The 13,705-nt window shown below is 60.1% G+C and carries 11 protein-coding genes, 3 tRNA genes and 1 riboswitch; of the genes, 1 reads left to right on the forward strand and 13 read right to left on the reverse strand.

Annotation, left to right across the window (positions count from 1 at the left end; all coding sequences use genetic code 11):
• Window positions 1-128: 128 nt before the first annotated feature.
• The 7 genes from C4J87_RS19355 to ltaE all read right to left on the reverse strand — a co-directional run bounded on the left by C4J87_RS19355 (window position 129) and on the right by ltaE (window position 6,088).
• Window positions 129-205, reverse strand: a tRNA-Arg gene (locus C4J87_RS19355).
• 73 nt (window positions 206-278) lie between these two features.
• Window positions 279-355 (reverse strand) — tRNA-Arg (locus C4J87_RS19360).
• Between the two features lie 108 nt (window positions 356-463).
• Window positions 464-554, reverse strand: a tRNA-Ser gene (locus C4J87_RS19365).
• A gap of 62 nt (window positions 555-616) precedes the next feature.
• Complete coding sequence (gene csrA, locus C4J87_RS19370) at window positions 617-805, reverse strand: carbon storage regulator CsrA (RefSeq protein ID WP_003175645.1); 189 nt, start codon at window positions 803-805, stop codon at window positions 617-619.
• Window positions 806-979: 174 nt separating this feature from the next.
• Window positions 980-2,221 carry an aspartate kinase gene (locus tag C4J87_RS19375; protein ID WP_124368054.1) on the reverse strand — a complete coding sequence of 414 codons (1,242 nt, stop codon included), beginning with the start codon at window positions 2,219-2,221 and terminating at the stop codon, window positions 980-982.
• A 97-nt stretch (window positions 2,222-2,318) separates the two neighbouring features.
• The gene (gene alaS / locus C4J87_RS19380; RefSeq protein WP_124368055.1) at window positions 2,319-4,937 is read right to left on the reverse strand and encodes an alanine--tRNA ligase; all 2,619 of its coding nucleotides are present in this window, start codon (window positions 4,935-4,937) and stop codon (window positions 2,319-2,321) included.
• Window positions 4,938-5,083: 146 nt separating this feature from the next.
• The gene (gene ltaE, locus C4J87_RS19385) at window positions 5,084-6,088 is read right to left on the reverse strand and encodes a low-specificity L-threonine aldolase (protein WP_124368056.1); all 1,005 of its coding nucleotides are present in this window, start codon (window positions 6,086-6,088) and stop codon (window positions 5,084-5,086) included.
• 190 nt (window positions 6,089-6,278) lie between these two features.
• Window positions 6,279-6,448, forward strand: a riboswitch (FMN riboswitch).
• A 114-nt stretch (window positions 6,449-6,562) separates the two neighbouring features.
• Between ltaE and C4J87_RS19390 the strand changes: the two genes are divergently transcribed.
• Window positions 6,563-7,072: a 6,7-dimethyl-8-ribityllumazine synthase gene (locus C4J87_RS19390; RefSeq protein ID WP_057723717.1), complete on the forward strand. Its 510-nt coding sequence runs from the start codon at window positions 6,563-6,565 to the stop codon at window positions 7,070-7,072.
• Between the two features lie 132 nt (window positions 7,073-7,204).
• Here the strand turns inward: C4J87_RS19390 and astE are convergent, their stop codons facing one another.
• The 6 genes from astE to aruF form a co-directional block, all read right to left on the reverse strand.
• On the reverse strand, window positions 7,205-8,209 hold the full coding sequence (astE, locus tag C4J87_RS19395) for a succinylglutamate desuccinylase (protein WP_124368057.1): 1,005 nt from the start codon (window positions 8,207-8,209) through the stop codon (window positions 7,205-7,207).
• 11 nt (window positions 8,210-8,220) lie between these two features.
• Window positions 8,221-8,505 (reverse strand): topoisomerase II, encoded by a 285-nt coding sequence (locus C4J87_RS19400; protein WP_124364046.1) that lies wholly within the window; start codon window positions 8,503-8,505, stop codon window positions 8,221-8,223.
• 26 nt (window positions 8,506-8,531) lie between these two features.
• Window positions 8,532-9,878, reverse strand: a complete 1,347-nt coding sequence (gene astB / locus C4J87_RS19405; protein ID WP_124368058.1) for an N-succinylarginine dihydrolase — start codon at window positions 9,876-9,878, stop codon at window positions 8,532-8,534.
• A gap of 150 nt (window positions 9,879-10,028) precedes the next feature.
• Complete coding sequence (astD, locus tag C4J87_RS19410; RefSeq protein ID WP_164487689.1) at window positions 10,029-11,498, reverse strand: succinylglutamate-semialdehyde dehydrogenase; 1,470 nt, start codon at window positions 11,496-11,498, stop codon at window positions 10,029-10,031.
• Window positions 11,495-12,520, reverse strand: a complete 1,026-nt coding sequence (gene astA, locus C4J87_RS19415; protein ID WP_124368060.1) for an arginine N-succinyltransferase — start codon at window positions 12,518-12,520, stop codon at window positions 11,495-11,497. Before astA ends, astD begins: the two co-directional genes overlap by 4 nt.
• Window positions 12,521-12,580: 60 nt before the next feature.
• Window positions 12,581-13,600 carry an arginine/ornithine succinyltransferase subunit alpha gene (gene aruF, locus C4J87_RS19420; protein ID WP_124368061.1) on the reverse strand — a complete coding sequence of 340 codons (1,020 nt, stop codon included), beginning with the start codon at window positions 13,598-13,600 and terminating at the stop codon, window positions 12,581-12,583.
• Window positions 13,601-13,705: the final 105 nt, after the last annotated feature.

A 13,705-nucleotide genomic window follows, 5' to 3' on the forward strand; every position in this document is an offset into this window, starting at 1 on the left:
TCTATGAACTGCGACGACGCAGCGGGAAGGGAAAACACAAGGGAAACAGAAAAAGACGTACGCCAGGATAAAGCCTACACAAACCCCAGACGGCAAAAAGCCCGCACTAGGCGGGCTTTTTGTTTGTATGGTGCACTCGACAGGATTCGAACCTGTGACCGCTCGGTTCGTAGCCGAGTACTCTATCCAGCTGAGCTACGAGTGCAGAGTGTGTTTTTTAGACCAGATCACAACTGGTTGAAACCAAGCCATCTGCATTGCTGCAATTGACTCTTAAATGGTGCACTCGACAGGATTCGAACCTGTGACCGCTCGGTTCGTAGCCGAGTACTCTATCCAGCTGAGCTACGAGTGCATTTGTTGCCGCGCATTATAGGCCGTTCAATCTCTATGTAAAGCTATTTTTTCGATCAATTTCAACAACTTACCGAAAAAACCAGATTGCAACGTACTAAGCAAATAATGGCGGAGAACGGGGGATTCGAACCCCCGACACCCTTTTGAGGTGTACTCCCTTAGCAGGGGAGCGCCTTCGGCCACTCGGCCAGCTCTCCGCAACACGGGGCGTATATTAACCACGTTCCTCCCCGTTTGCAAACATAAAAAACGATAAAAATTAAAGGCTTGGTTCTTCGTCCTTCTCTTTCTTGATCCGCAGGTAGATTTCCTCGCGATGGACCGCTACCTCTTTCGGAGCGTTAACCCCGATACGCACTTGATTGCCTTTGACGCCGAGCACGGTCACGGTGATTTCGCCATCACCGATAATCAGGCTTTCTGCGCAACGACGAGTCAGAATCAACATACCTTTCACCTCACGCAATTCATTTCAGGAACAACAGTCTGCAAAAAAAAGGCATTCGACCTACAACCAAAAGGCCGTAGCCCTACCGCCTAAGTATTGTCGAGCCCACGCAAAAGAACATGCGCCCTACAAAAAAATGAAAGGCGCGGTAAGCCGCGCCTTCCTGGCATCGCATCACTCGCCCTGTCGGGCCGGAGCGTCCAGCTCAAAAGCGGTATGCAGCGCGCGCACGGCCAGTTCCAGGTATTTTTCTTCAATCACTACCGAGACTTTGATTTCCGACGTGGAGATCATCTGGATGTTGATGCTTTCCTTGGCCAGCGCTTCGAACATGCGACTGGCAACACCGGCATGGGAGCGCATGCCCACACCCACGATCGACACCTTGGCAATCTTGGTGTCGCCGATCACTTCACGGGCGCCGATCTCGCTTGCAGTGTTCTGCAGGATACGCTCGGCCGCATCGTACTCGTTGCGGTGCACGGTGAAGGTGAAATCGGTGGTGTTATCGTGCGAAACGTTCTGCACGATCATGTCGACTTCGATATTCGCGCCGCTGATAGGACCGAGGATCTTGAAGGCCACACCCGGGGTGTCTGGCACGCCACGGATCGTCAGCTTGGCTTCATCGCGGTTGAAAGCGATGCCGGAAATGATCGGCTGTTCCATGGATTCCTCTTCATCAATAGTAATGAGGGTGCCCGGACCCTCTTTGAAGCTGTGCAATACGCGCAGCGGAACGTTGTACTTGCCGGCGAATTCCACCGCACGAATCTGCAGCACCTTGGAACCGAGGCTGGCCATTTCCAGCATCTCTTCAAAGGTGATCTTGTCCAGGCGCTGGGCCACGGACACGACGCGCGGGTCGGTGGTGTAGACGCCATCGACATCGGTATAGATCTGGCATTCGTCAGCCTTGAGAGCCGCTGCCAGTGCCACGCCCGTGGTGTCCGAACCGCCACGCCCAAGCGTGGTGATATTGCCCTGCTCGTCAACACCCTGGAAACCCGCTACCACGACCACGCGCCCAGCCTTCAGATCAGCACGAATCTTCTGATCGTCGATCTGCAGGATGCGCGCCTTGGTATGTGCGCTGTCGGTAAGGATGCGCACCTGACTCCCAGTGTAGGACACCGCTGGCACACCACGCTTGTTCAGGGCCATGGCCAGCAGCGCAATGGTTACCTGCTCACCAGTGGACACAATCACGTCCAGCTCACGCGGGAGCGGTTGTTGATCACCGCTGATGGCCTTGGCCAGGTCGATCAGGCGATTGGTCTCGCCGCTCATGGCCGACAGCACCACCACCAGGTCGTCGCCGGCATCACGGAACTTCTTAACCTTGTCGGCCACCTGCTCGATTCTTTCGACAGAACCGACCGAGGTGCCTCCGAATTTCTGTACGATCAAAGCCATTTCTAAGCCGCCTCAGCCCGTAAAGGGGCGCCCAATAAACGAATCTTCCAGCAACCGAGCGAGCCCACGACTAGACCATGGGCTCATTAACAGCGCCTTAAATACCTGCCTCGACAAACGGCACGGTCAAGGCCAGGGCCGCGTCCAGGGAGCCGGCATCTACACCGCCACCTTGCGCCATGTCCGGACGACCACCGCCCTTGCCGCCCACTGCCGCAGCGGCTTGCTTCATCAAATCACCGGCTTTAAGTTGGCCAGTCAGGTCCTTGGTTACACCGGCAACCAGCACGACCTTATCCTCATGGACACTGCCGAGCAGGATCACTGCGCGGCCGAGCTTGTTCTTCAACTGATCGACCAAGGCCAGTAACGCCTTGCCGTCCTGCCCGTCCAGGCGCGCCGCCAGGACTTTTACGTCCTTGACGTCAACCGCGGAGGCCGACAGATCGTCGCCCGCAGCACTGGCCGCCTTGGCTTGCAACTGCTCCAGCTGTTTCTCCAGCGCACGGTTGCGCTCAAGCACGGCGGACAGCTTGTCGATCAGATTGTCGCGGCTACCCTTGACCAGGCCGGCCGCTTCCTTGAGTTGTTCTTCGGCTGCATTGAGGTAGGCCAGCGCCGCGGCACCGGTGACTGCCTCGATACGACGCACACCGGAGGCCACACCGCCTTCGCTGATGATTTTCAACAGGCCAATGTCACCGGTGCGGTTGGCGTGGATACCGCCACACAGTTCCACCGAGAAACTGCCGCCCATGCTCAGTACGCGCACTTCATCGCCATACTTCTCGCCAAACAGCGCCATGGCGCCCTTGTTCCTGGCGGTTTCGATATCCGTTTCCTCGGTTTCAACCGGGGTGTTCTTACGGATTTCGGCGTTGACGATATCTTCCAGCGCCTTGATCTGATCAGGCTTGATCGCTTCGAAGTGGCTGAAGTCGAAACGCAGGCGCTGGCTGTTGACCAACGAGCCCTTTTGCTGGACATGCTCGCCCAACACCTGACGCAACGCAGCGTGCAGCAAGTGAGTGGCCGAGTGATTCAGCGCCGTTGCATGCCTTACGTCGGCATCAACTTGCGTGTCGACTGGCGCGCCGACGACCAGGTTGCCCAGTACCAACACACCATGGTGCAGGAACGCACCACCGGTCTTGGTGGTGTCGCGCACGTCGAAACGACCGGACGTCGAACTGAGGAAACCACAGTCACCGATTTGCCCGCCCGACTCCGCGTAGAACGGCGTCTGGTCCAGGACCACCACCGCTTCATCGCCCTCGTTCAGCACATCGACTGACTTGCCGTCTTTATAAATGGCAACGATTTTGGCCGCGCCGGCGGTAGCCTTGTAGCCGATGAACGCGGTAGGCACATCAACCTTGACCAGGGTGTTGTAGTCCAGGCCAAACGAGCTGGCGGAACGCGCACGCACACGCTGGGCTTCCATCTCACGCTCGAAACCGGCCTCATCGACGGTCAGCTCACGCTCACGGGCGATGTCGGCGGTCAGGTCCATCGGGAAGCCATAGGTGTCGTAGAGCTTGAACACCACATCGCCCGGCACCACGGTGCCTTTGAGTTCAGCCAGGTCCTGCTCGAGAATTTTCAGGCCGTGCTCCAGGGTCTTGGAGAACTGCTCTTCCTCAGCCTTGAGCACCCGCTCGATATTGGCTTGTTGCTGCTTCAGTTCCGGGAAGGCATCGCCCATCTCGGCCACCAGGGCAGCCACGATCTTGTAGAAGAAGCTGCCGGTAGCGCCCAGTTTGTTACCGTGACGGCAGGCGCGACGGATAATCCGGCGCAGCACATAGCCACGGCCTTCGTTGGACGGCAGCACCCCGTCGGCAATCAGGAAACCGCAGGAGCGGATGTGGTCCGATACGACCTTGAGCGAAGACTGGCCTTCATTGGCGCAGCCAATGGCCGCAGCCGATGCACTCAACAGATTGGTGAACAGGTCGATTTCATAGTTGGAATGAACGTGCTGCATGACCGCACTGATCCGTTCCAGCCCCATGCCGGTGTCCACCGACGGTGCAGGCAACGGATGCAACACGCCATCAGCGGTGCGGTTGAACTGCATGAACACGTTGTTCCAGATTTCGATGTAGCGGTCGCCGTCTTCATCCGGCGAACCCGGCGGGCCACCCCAAATGTCGGCGCCGTGATCGTAGAAAATCTCGGTGCAGGGGCCGCAAGGGCCGGTGTCGCCCATGGTCCAGAAGTTATCGGAGGCGTACGGCGCGCCTTTGTTGTCGCCGATGCGGATCATGCGCTCGGCGGGCACGCCGATTTGCTGGGTCCAGATGTCATACGCTTCGTCATCCGTGGCATAGACGGTTACCCAGAGCTTTTCCTTGGGCAGTTTCAGCACGCCGGTCAGGAAGGTCCAGGCGAAGGTGATCGCGTCTTTCTTGAAATAATCGCCGAAACTGAAATTACCCAGCATTTCGAAGAAGGTGTGGTGGCGCGCGGTGTAACCCACGTTTTCCAGGTCACTGTTCTTGCCGCCGGCGCGTACGCACTTCTGACTGCTGGTGGCGCGGGTGTAGGCGCGTTTTTCCTGGCCCAGGAAACAGTCCTTGAACTGGTTCATCCCCGCGTTAGTGAACAGCAGGGTGGGGTCATTGCCTGGGATCAAGGAGCTTGAGGCTACACGGGTGTGGCCTTGCTCTTCGAAGAAGCGAAGGAAGGCTTCACGGATTTCTGCGCTTTTCATTAGGTTCTTCCACGGAGGCTGCGGCCAAAGGCCAGTGCGCAACATCATCAGACGAAGCGACGGCAAAGGGCCGCATTATATCGGCCCTTTGCCGGTGGTACAGCGTGTTTATGTGATAGAAGCAGTCAATTAGACGGCCTGCACTGTCATTTCTGCGAAAATGCGACGAATGTCTGCACGACTTGCTCAATCTGCGCCCGGCTGACGTCCAGGTGCGTCACCATGCGCAGGCGCGGAGCGGCGCTCAACTTGATCCCGCGCTCGGCGGCAAACGCTTTCAACGCCTGGGCCCGGTCACCGATCTGCACATAGACCATGTTGGTCTGTACCGGCTCCACCGTATAACCCGCCTGGCGCAACTCATCCCCCAGCCACTGCGCATTGGCGTGGTCATCGGCCAAACGCTGCACCTGGTGATCCAGCGCATACAGGCCTGCCGCAGCCAGTGAACCAGCCTGGCGCATGCCACCGCCGACCATCTTGCGCAGACGCCGCGCCTTGGCGATCAATGCCGTGGAACCGCACAGCACCGAGCCGACCGGCGCACCGAGCCCCTTGGACAGGCACACCGACACCGAATCGAAATGCCCGGCAATTTCACGCGCGTCCACGCCCAGCTTGACCGCTGCGTTGTAGAGCCGCGCGCCGTCCAGATGCAACGCCAGGCCGTGTTCGCGGGTAAACGCCCGCGCCCTGGCCAGGTATGCCAATGGCAGCACCTTGCCTTGCATGGTGTTTTCCAGCGCCAGCAAGCGCGTGCGGGCGAAATGGAAATCATCGGGTTTGATCGCCGCCAGCACCTGGTCGAGGTCCAGGGAACCGTCTGGCTGCACCTCCAGCGGCTGCGGCTGGATCGAACCCAGCACGGCCGCCCCGCCCCCTTCGTATTTGTAGGTATGGGCCTGTTGCCCGACGATGTATTCCTCACCGCGCTCACAGTGGGCCATCAACGCCAGCAGGTTGCTCATGGTGCCGGTGGGCACGAACAGCGCGGCCGGAAAGCCCAGGCGCCTGGCCAACTCAGCCTCCAGTCGGTTGACGCTGGGGTCTTCGCCGTAGACGTCATCACCGCTGACGGCGCTGGCCATCGCATCGAGCATACCGGGGGTGGGTTGGGTCACGGTGTCGCTGCGCAGGTCGATCACGGTCATGAAGGGGGCCTCTAACGGAATGGATAAGTCCTTTTGTGAGTGATTACTGCGGGCAAAGCCACGCAATATCAAGTCCCCGCTGCATTCAATCGAATACCCACCAAACAAACCGATATAGCTTATCGATACGGCAACCGTGCAGTTTTTGAAAAAGCATGTTAAAAACTCTCCGCCGCCAGGGTTCTGGTGGCAACGTTCTCAGGGCGGGGTGCAATTCCCCACCGGCGGTAATTGCGCGCAATGTGCATAGCCCGCGAGCGCTTGGCGCCTCGAACTGCTCAGGCAGGACGGCGACAAGGTCAGCAGACCCGGTGTGATCCCGGGGCCGACGGTCATAGTCCGGATGAAGAGAGAACGGGATTGGCACCTAAGGGCCGCGCGTTGAATTCATGCCTGCATGAAAACAGCGGTGCATACCCTTAAATCCCATTCGATTCATAACGCCCTGTTTTTTTCTTAAACAGGAGTCAGAACATGCAACCCACTGCAATCGACAGCAAAAGCAAAAACCACCACGGCGAGCGCGTCGCATTTATCCAGGCCTGCTGGCACAAGGATATTGTCGACCAGTCGCGCAAAGGTTTCCTCGCCGAAATGATCGCCCAGGGCTACCAGGAATCGGATATCGATTTTTTCGAAGTCGGCGGCGCCTTTGAAATGCCTCTGCACGCCAAACTGCTGGCCAAGACCGGCCGTTACGCCGGTATCGTCGCCGCCGCGCTGGTGGTGGATGGCGGCATCTACCGTCACGAATTCGTCGCGCAATCGGTGGTCAGCGGCCTGATGCAGGTGCAGCTCGAAACCGAAGTGCCGGTATTTTCGGTGTCGCTGACCCCACATCACTTCCACGGCGGCAGCGAACACACCACGTTCTTCTACGAGCACTTCGTGCACAAGGGCCAGGAAGCGGCACGTACTTGCGCCGATACCCTGCACAAAGTACGGGCGATCCGTCGTAGCGAGCCGCGGGCTGTAGCGGTATAAGCAACACCGCAAAAACAATGTGGGAGGGGGCTTGCTCCCGATAACAGTGTGTCAGTCAGCTCATCTGTAACTGATACACCGCCATCGGGAGCAAGCCCCCTCCCACATTTGCATAGGGTCAGGCCTTGAAAACTACACTAGGTCGGCATCCGTGGTTGGCACGATCAATATCCCCGCGCGCAAACCATTCTTCACCTTCGGATTGGGGAAGATGATGCGTGCGCCCTCTTCCTCGATTACCCAGCGGGTCTTGGCTACGTCTTCGGCCAGCAGGTAGCCTTTTTCCAACTCCGAAAAGTTTTCCACATCCGCCGGCAGGTGCAGCAGGAAGGCGTCACTGTGCTTGATCACTTCACGCGCAACGGCGAACAGCTGCATACCGTCGAGGCTGTCCGTGGCAGGTTCGGTGCCTTCGATGATCTGCCTGAGGCGCAGCTCCAGGCGGGAAACATCCACGCCCTCGTTATGCCCGAACGGCCGCGCCTTGCCCAACTCCAGGGTGAAGGCCTCGGCGTCCAGCTGTTCGTAGGTAAAGGCGGTGAAGGTGATCGAGGTCTTGTTCTGCAACAGCACCGCTTGCATGCCGGCTGCGTGCAGGCGCTCAAGCTCACGGCGTGAATGCTGGCGCCCTTCCTTCCACGGGTACAGCGCAAACTGCTCGATCTTCGAGCCACGAATCGCGGTGTGCAGGTCGTAATGCAGGCGCGAACGGCCAGGCTGGCTGAAAAAGCTGCGGGCCAGCTGTTCCAGTTCGGCGGCGCGCATGGCTTCGGGGCCGATGTTGCTTTCATGCCGGCCGTTGAACAGCCGGTTGACGTCCAGTTCGAGGTAACGCTCGCCGCGACGCATGGCCTCGGGGTTGCCGAACAGGAACAGAATACGGGTGCGGGGTTTGATTTCCCCACGGGCGATGCCATGCAACAGACGGTCGAGCAACTCGATCGGCGCGGTTTCGTTGCCATGGATGCCGGACGACAACAGCAGGTCGCTGCCGTTGTCCCGTGCTTCAGGAGGACGCACTTCAAGCGCGCCCTCACTGAGCCAGCGCATCTGCACGCCGTCGACAGTCAGTTGAATTTTTTGCGCCGGTTCGCGACCGGCGAGGGTCAGTTCAAGCAGTTTGCCGAGGGCGAGCATAAGCAGCTTCCTTAGTGGTTGCAGCCAGGACCATGGACGTGATCGTCGTCGCCTTCAACCTCGGCCGGTTCCATTTCCAGTTGCAGGCTCATCAGGTTGGTCGCCAATGGGCGCATCAATAGGTTGGCGTACTCGGCGTCACCCTCCTCCACATCCACGCCGATCAGCAGTTGGCCACGGCCGTCGTGCTGGATCCAGATCTCCTTGCCCTGCCAGACCACGGCAACGCGGGTGCAGGAAGTTTCCAGCTGGGTGCCGTCGGTGTCTTCAAGGATCAGCTTAAGGGTGTCGGTCATAAATAAAATATCTCAGCCGTAGGGCGTTAATGGGTCTGGAAAGGATAAACCGAGCCCAGTTTAAGGATTTGCGTCAGTTCATCCAGTGCCGTCCGGCACTCAAGCAGCAGTTGCGGGTCAGCCAGGTCGGTTTCGCGCAGGCTGTCGCGGTAGTGCTTGTTGACCCACTGGGTCAGGGTGTCGTACAGCGGCGCGGTCATGATAACGCCTGGATTCACCGCCGCCAGTTCGGTTTCGTTCAACGCCACACGCAGACGCAGGCACGCCGGGCCGCCGCCATTTTGCATACTTTGCTTGAGGTCGAAGACTTTCACTTCGCGGATCAACCCGCCGGAGGCCGTGAGCTGTTGCAGGTACTGCCAGACGCGCTCGTTGGCGCGGCATTCTTCCGGCACGATCAGCAGCATCGAGCCGTCAGGACGGGTCAGCAACTGGCTGTTGAACAGGTAGGAGCGCACCGCGTCCTCCACACTGACCTGGGCACGCGGCACGCAGACCGACTGGAAATTGCCGCCCAACTTGCCCAGTTTGCCCTGCAACTCAGCGAGCATCTGTTCGGTATGGAGGAACGCGTCCTCGTGGTAGAACAGCACTTCGCCGTTACCTACCGCAATCACGTCGTTGTGGAACACACCGGCATCGATCACCGCCGGGTTCTGCTGGGCGTAGACCACGCCCTCATCCTTCAGGCCGTGCAAACGCGCAACCGCCTGGGACGCCTCGAGCGTCTGGCGCGCCGGGTATTTCTGCGGCGCCGGGTAACGGGCGTCGAACGCACTGCGGCCGAATACGAAGAACTCTACGCCCGCCTCGCCATAGTCACGGCAAAAACGCGTGTGGTTCGCCGCACCTTCATCACCGAACTGCGCCACCGCCGGTAACGCGGCGTGGTGCGCAAAGTGCTGCTGATCGGCAAACATCGCCCCCAGCACGCGGCTGGTGGTCGGGTGTTCGATGCTGCGGTGGTATTTGCAGTTGAGGTTGGCAGCGGTGAAGTGCACGCGGCCGTCCGCCGTATCGGCGCTGGGGCTGACCGTGGCCGCGTTGGCCACCCACATGCTCGACGCCGAGCAGCTTGCCACCAGCAACGGCATGGCTTGCTTGGCCGCCTGCTGAATGACCTGCGCGTCGGTGCCGCTGAAACCGAGGCTGCGCAAGGCGACCACGTTCGGACGTTCCTGGGGTGCAAGCACGCCTTGCACAAAGCCCATGTCCATCAGCGCTTTCATTTTCTGCAGCCCCTGCAACGCCGCTTCCTTGGGGTTGGAGTGTTGCTGGCTGTTGCTCTGGGACGCGACGTTGCCGAAGGACAAACCGCCGTAGTTATGGGTCGGCCCCACTAGACCGTCAAAATTGACTTCATAGGATTTCATCGGCGAGGCTCCACGAACATCTGTTTTTATAAGCAATCTTCAACACATCACAGATTCAGTGTGGGAGGGGGCTTGCTCCCGATAGCAGTCTGTCTGTTGATAAATCAGGTGACTGGTCCACCGCTATCGGGGGCAAGCCCCCTCCCACATTTAGACCAGTGTTATGCCCGGGGTCAGAGTGGCTGGAACCACTAGGCTCGGGGTTTCCAGCGACGCCACCGGATACGCGCAATAATCCGCCGCGTAATACGCACTGGCGCGGTGGTTGCCCGAAGCCCCTACCCCGCCGAACGGTGCGGTGCTGGCGGCGCCGGTCAGCTGTTTGTTCCAGTTGACGATGCCGGCGCGGCTTTCCAGCCAGAACTGCTGGTAACGCTCTTCGGAATCCGAGAGCAAACCAGCAGCCAAGCCGTACTGGGTGTTATTGGCCTCAGTGATGGCAGCGGCAAAATCCGCGTAGCGAATCACCTGCAACAGCGGGCCGAACAGTTCTTCGTCTTCGCGCTCGGCCACCGCCGTCACGTCGATGATGCCTGGGGTCAACAAGGCGGCCTGATCTCGCGGTTGGGTCATTTCCAGCAGTGCCACGGCGCCATTGGCCAACATCAGTTCCTGGGCGTCCATCAAGGCTTTGGCGGCCGCCAGGGAAATCACCGAGCCCATGAACGGCGCCGGTTGCTGGTCGAACGCGCCCACTTCAATGGCCGCGCTGACCGCCACCAGACGCGCCAGCAACGCATCACCCCAGGCGCCTTGCGGCACCAGCAAGCGACGGGCGCAGGTGCAGCGTTGGCCGGCGGAGATAAACGCCGACTGGATGATGGTGTACACCGCCGCATCCATGTCGGCCACTTCGTCCACTAACAGCGGGTTGTTGCCGCCCATCTCCAGGGCCAGGATCTTGTCCGGACGCCCGGAAAACTGCTGGTGCAGATGGTTGCCGGTGCGGCTGGAACCGGTGAAGAACAACCCGTCGATGCCTGGGTTGGCCGCCAACGCTATGCCGGTTTCCCGCGCACCTTGCAGCAGGTTCAACACGCCCGCCGGCAAACCCGCTTCGACCCAGCACTGCACGGTCAACTCGGCCACTTTGGGCGTGAGCTCGCTAGGCTTGAACAGTACGGTATTGCCCGCCAGCAGCGCCGGGACGATATGCCCGTTCGGCAAGTGGCCAGGAAAGTTGTAAGGGCCGAACACCGCCACCACGCCGTGGGGCTTGTGGCGCAGCACAGCGGTGGCGTCGCCCAGGGGCCCGCTCTTCTCGCCGGTACGCTCGCGATAACTTTGCACCGAGATCGCGATCTTGTTGGCCATGCTGGTGACTTCGGTGGCCGATTCCCACAGCGGCTTACCGGTTTCCTCACCGATGCAGCGGGCGATTTCATCGGCGCGGCTTTTCAGGGTACTGGCGAAGGTTTCGAGCACACTGATGCGCTCTTCCAACGAACGCCGGGCCCAGCCTGGAAATGCCTGGCGTGCGGCCTGCACGGCGGACTCGACCTGCTCGGCCGTCGCACCGTTGCCGCTCCACAGCACCTGCTGGGTCACCGGGTTACGCGATTCAAACAGTTCACCCTGGCCGGCCAGCCAGCTACCTGCGATGTACAACGAATTCATTATTTCGACTCCCGGGCTGCGGACAACGGTACGGCACGCACTTGATCACCGACCACAAGCTGCAGACGCTTGGCGGTCAGCGGATCGACCACCAACGTGCCCGCCGCCAAGCGAGCCGGGGCGGCAGTGATGCGGCAGTCTTCGCGTTTGCGGTTATGGATCAGGAACGGCGTGGCGTCGTCCCCCGGCGTACCGATGGCCAGCACCAGCGCCTGGCTGTCGCGCACCGCACGGATCTTGCTGGTTTCACACTCCACCGCCGGGCCGGCGTCGAAGATATCCACATAGCCCTGGTAGCTGAAGCCTTCGCTCTTGAGCATGCTCAGCGCCGGTTCGGTATCCGGATGGACCTTGCCGATCACGTTGCGCGCGTCTTCGGAAAGAAAGCAGCTGTACAGCGGAAACTTGGGCATCAGCTCAGCGATAAACGCTTTGTTGCCGACACCGGTGAGGTAGTCGGCCTGGCTGAATTCCATTTTGAAGAAGTGCCGGCCCAGGCTTTCCCAGAACGGCGAGCGCCCCGCTTCGTTGGACACGCCGCGCATCTCGGCGATGATCTTGTTGCCGAACAGTTGCGGGAATTCGGCAATGAACAGCATGCGCGCCTTGGCCAGCATGCGGCCGTTGAGGCCGTTGCGGTAATCGGCGTGCAGGAACAACGAACACAGCTCGGAATTGCCGGTAAGGTCGTTGGCCAGGAACAGCGTCGGAATTTCGCGGTAGATGTTCAATTCCTGGGAGGCGCTGACCGTCAGGCCGACCCGGAAGTTGTACCACGGCTCGCGCAGGCCGACGGCGCCGGCGATGGCCGAAATGCCCACCACGCGGCCTTCGTCGTTCTCCAGCACGAACAGGTAGTCGGCATCGCCGCGCCCGGCTTCGCCGCGAAAGGTTTTCTCGGCCCAGCCCACGCGGTGGGTCAGGCGCTCTTCGTTGGCCGGCAAGGTGGTGAGGCCGGTGCCGGTGCTGCGCGCCAGATCAATCAGGGCCGGTAAATCGCTGCTGCGTACGGGACGAACGATCATGCTATCTCCTCGAACGGGCCGCTTTGCAGCCACCCGCGAAACTCTGTTTTATACCGGCTCTCACACTGCAACAAGACGCACGCTCGCGCCTTCGCCAACGCCCAGGGCTTCGGCGGCGGCGAGGTCCAGGGTCACCGGTTTGCCAGGCGCGTAGTCCAGCTCCAGCATCACCGCACGGTAATCCTGCAACTGCGCGTTGCTGACCAGGTACTGGCGGCCGACACCCTTGAGCATCTCGCCGACTTTCACCGGCACCACGCGGCTCTGGGCGATCGAGCGGATGCCCGAAACCCGTGCGTGCAGCGTCGGGCCGCCGTCGAAGATGTCGATGTAATGGTCGGTTTCGAAGCCCTCGCGCATGAGGATATCGAAGGTAATCTGCGCACGCGGGTGCACCTGGCCCATGGCTTCCTGGGCTTCGTCCGGCAGCAGCGGCACGTAGATCGGGTAATGCGGCATCAGCTCGGCAAGGAACGTACGGCTTTTCAGCCCGCACAGGCGCTCGGCGGCAGCGTAATTGAGGTCGAAGAAGTTGCGACCGATGGCGTCCCAGAACGGCGAATCACCGTTCTCGTCGCTGTAGCCGACGATCTCGGTCACCACTGAATCGGCAAAGCGCTCGGGGTGGCTGGCGACGAACAACAGGCGGCCACGGGAGTTGAGCTCCGACCACGGCGAACCGACCAGCTCAGGCACCACGTAGAAACTGGTGAGCAGGCTGTTGCCGGTGAGGTCGTGGCACTGGGACAGTACGTGGATCTTGTTGTGGATCTTCAGCTCGCGGGAGGCGTGCACGAAGGTTTCGTTACGAAAACTGTAGAAGGGTTCCGAGTAGCCGGCCGACGCGACGATGGCCGAGCAGCCGACGAGCTTGCCCGTCTCGGTGTCTTCGAGCACGAAGAAATAGCTTTCTTCACCGTTGAAACTCACCTCGGCCGCGAAGGACGCTTCGCTGGCCGCGATCTTGTCGCTCAGGCGTTCCACATCATCCGGCAAGGAGGTGACACCAATCGGGCTGTCCGCAGCCAGACGCTGTACCTCGCCCAGATCAGCCATTTGCGCGGGGCGCATCACCAGCATGGTGTCACTCCTTAACTCGAAAAAATCATAGGGAAAAAATACCGGACACGTCAGGCACAACCCATATCCAATGTGGGAGGGGGCTTGCTCCCGATGGCGGTGGTT

The sequence above is a fragment of the Pseudomonas sp. R1-43-08 genome (genome assembly GCF_003852255.1).
Lineage (GTDB): Bacteria > Pseudomonadota > Gammaproteobacteria > Pseudomonadales > Pseudomonadaceae > Aquipseudomonas.